The organism is Oscillibacter sp. CU971 (assembly GCF_905219725.1).
In the GTDB taxonomy this organism is placed as follows: Bacteria; Bacillota; Clostridia; order Oscillospirales; family Oscillospiraceae; genus Oscillibacter.
The window spans coordinates 1-3212 of sequence record NZ_CAJMXG010000286.1; the positions used below are offsets into that span (position 1 = coordinate 1).

The following is a 3212-nucleotide window of genomic DNA, read 5'->3' on the forward strand; positions in this document are numbered from 1 at the left end:
GCGCTCTGGTTGTCTGGTGATGAACCGGGCCGGAGCGACGGCAACGAAGTCTCAGCGCACCAAAACGACCGAAGGGCTTGCGCCCTTCGGTNGNTNTNTCACACAAATTTGACAAATCCCTCCTGGTCCCCTATAATAAAGCCGCCAGGCCCAAAAGGGTACGGCGGCAGAAGGATATCGTTGCAAAATAGGCGGTTGGCCATCTCCTGGGATCCCCGCAAAAACCTTGGCTTTTGTGGGGAGAGGAGGCGCAAGAAAGCGAAGGAAGGAATACCCGGCAGGGTGTTCCGCCGAAGCGGACTTTGCGCCGACGGCGAAGGGGGGTGAAGCGAGTGTGGAAAAATCGGCTGTACGCTGTACTTCGATTTTTGGTGTGTCTGGCGTTCGCGCTGTACATACTGACCATAAAAGCGTGTTGACCGCTCGGATAGCCCCCAAGCGGTCAACTTTCTAAGTTGAGAAGCGAGGGCTGACCGTCTTGCAGCGGTATCCCTTCTGCTTTTATTATAAGGCCCCGCTTCCCCCTTGTCAAGGCGGCGGGCCTCTTTTTTATGCCTCCCCCTCCTTGGAGTGAAAATGCCTCCAAACCGNCTCCGCGGCGGGTCTTGGCACCACCGCCGCCAGGGCCTCCACCTCCGCCTCGCGAATGGCCTTGATGGTCCCAAACTTCTTCCGCAGCTCCTCCCGCCGTTTCGGCCCCACGCCGGGAATGCCGTCCANGGCGGAGCGCAGTGCGCTTTTCCCATGGCTCTCGTGGTGGTAGGTGATGGCGAAGCGGTGAGTCTCCTCCTGAATCTGCCCGATGAGGGAAAACACCGCCTGATTCCCCACAATGCCGATCTCCCGGCCCTCCGGGGTCACCAGGGCCCTCGTCCGGTGCCGGTCGTCCTTCACCATGCCGAAGATGGGGACGCTGACCCCGAACTCCTCCGCCACGCCCAGAGCCGTCTGGGCATGGGTGACGCCGCCGTCAATCAAAAAGACGTCCGGCAGGGGCAGAAACTTCTCGTCCCCGTCCGCCGCCCGCTGGAGCCGCCGCCGGAGCACCTCCCGCATAGAGGCGTAGTCGTCGGGCTTCCCCGCCAGCTCCTTGATGCGGAAGCGCCGGTAGGCGCTTTTCAGGGGCCTTGTGCCGCTGTAGACCACCATGGAGGCCACGATGTCGCTGCCCCCGGTGTTGGAGATGTCGAAGGACTCCAGCCGCTTGGGCGGGGCCGGGAGGTCCAGCATTTTCGTCAAAAGCTCCAGGGTGTGGGCCACCCGCTCCTCGGCGGTGGTGGCCCGCTCCGCCNCCTCGGCGGCGTTCCGCTGGGCCATGGANATCAAGGACGCCTTCTCTCCCCGCTGGGGGACGTGGACCCAGACCTTGTGCCCCGCCCGTTTCGTCAGCACCTCCGAGAGGTTTTCGCAGTACCCCTCCGTCTCAAAGGGCAGCAGAATCTCATGGGGCAAAATGGCCCGGGGCAGGTAGTACTGGGCCGTCAGGGCGGAGAGCATCTCCTCCTGCCCCTCCTCCATGGGGGCGGTGAAGAGCTCCGTCTCCCGGCCCGCCAGATTCCCCTCCTCCATGTGGAGCACGGCGTAGCAGCACTTCCCGGCCCCCCGGTACAGGCCCCAGATGTCCGTGTCGGCGCAGAGCCCGGCAATGACCGTCTGCTTTTTGGAAAGGGCGCTGATGGCGTTGATCCGGTCCCGGAGGGCCGCCGCCTGCTCGAACCGCAGGNCCTCCGCCTCCGCCTCCATCTCCCCGGCCATCTCCCGGAGAAGGTCCTTGGCCTTGCCCTCCAGCATCTGGCTGGCCTGGCGGATGCGGCGCTGGTATTCCTCCGCCGTCATCTCTGGGCGGCAGAAGCCGTCGCACCGGCCCATGTGAAAATTCAGGCAGGGCCGCTCCGCCCCGATGTCCCGGGGGAATTTCCGGCTGCAGGTGGGAAGCCGCAGGGCGGCGCACACNGCGTCCAGGGCCTGGCGGGTCTCGAACCGCCCGCCGAAGGGGCCGAAGTACTTCGCGCCGTCATTGGCCCACTTGTGGACCATGGTAAACCGGGGATAGGTCTCCCGGGAGAGGCGGACGAAGGGATAGCNCTTGTCGTNCTTGAGCAGGATATTGTACCGGGGCATGTGCCGCTTGATGAGGGAGTTTTCCAGCACCAGGGCCTCGAACTCGCTGGAGACGAAGATGGTGTCGAAGTGGTCGATCCGGGAGACCATCTGCCTCGTCTTGGCGGTGTGGGAGGCGCTGTCCTGAAAGTACTGGCTGACCCGGTTCTTGAGCTTCTTCGCCTTGCCCACGTAAATGACCTTCCCGGTTTTGTCCATCATCAGATAGNCCCCCGGCAGNAGCGGCAGGTCATTGGCCTTCTCCTTCAGCTCGTCCTTGGTCATGGTCCGCCTCCTTTCAAAGTGGGATGCACCCCGGCAGAAGGGCTTGCCATCCTTGTGGGGCCTGGCCCCCTGGCCAGGCTATTTCCCCGGAGCTTCCCCCGCTTCCGGCAGAACACCCCGGCCCAATAAAAAAGACCACCCCGCGCTGACGGGCAGCACGGGGACGGTTCGTTACTCTCCGAAGTTGTCTTTCACCAGCTCCACCAGCGCGGTGACCGCCTCTTTCTCGTCGCTGCCGTCCGCGATCAGGGTGATGGGGGTGCCCTTCACGATGCCCAGGGACAGCACGCCTAACAGGCTCTTGGCGTTGACGCGGCGGTCCTCCTTCTCGACCCAGATGCCGCTTTTAAACTCGTTGGCCTTCTGGATAAAGAACGTGGCGGGGCGGGCGTGCAAACCAACTTCGTTGTTGACCGTGATTTCCTGCGTATACATGTTGCAGCTCTCCTTTTTTATATCAAATCAAATGGAACTGGTTGCCCACAAGTCTTTCCTTTACCATCATAACCGCTTTTCTGCCTCCCGTCAATGGAGAATTGCACAAACATTTCAAAAAATTTTTCTCGTGAGTAAAGTTCTTTTTGTTAGTTTATGCCAACTTTCCATAAAATTATACGTCATTTCGCCGAAAGTTTGGGAGAATTTGGGAGAAAACCAAAGGAAGCATATTGAACCGCTTTCCCCCGAAGCCGTTCCCGGTTTATCGTATGTATTTGGACGGTGCTCCATGCCGGAGGTTTCCAAGGTTTCTAAGGAAACGCTGATTTAATTCCCCGAAATAATGGAAGATGTGATAAAATAAGGGAAAGGGGGCGCGGGGTATGAAA

2 protein-coding genes are annotated in these 3212 nt (G+C 60.6%); both read right to left on the minus strand.

Going from position 1 to position 3212, the window contains the following annotated elements:
- Nucleotides 1–549: 549 nt before the first annotated feature.
- Nucleotides 550–2385: an excinuclease ABC subunit UvrC gene (uvrC, locus tag JX325_RS14150; protein ID WP_204791734.1), complete on the minus strand. Its 1836-nt coding sequence runs from the start codon at nucleotides 2383–2385 to the stop codon at nucleotides 550–552.
- Nucleotides 2386–2556: 171 nt separating this feature from the next.
- The gene (locus JX325_RS14155; RefSeq protein ID WP_204791735.1) at nucleotides 2557–2820 is read right to left on the minus strand and encodes an HPr family phosphocarrier protein; all 264 of its coding nucleotides are present in this window, start codon (nucleotides 2818–2820) and stop codon (nucleotides 2557–2559) included.
- Nucleotides 2821–3212 lie beyond the last annotated feature (392 nt).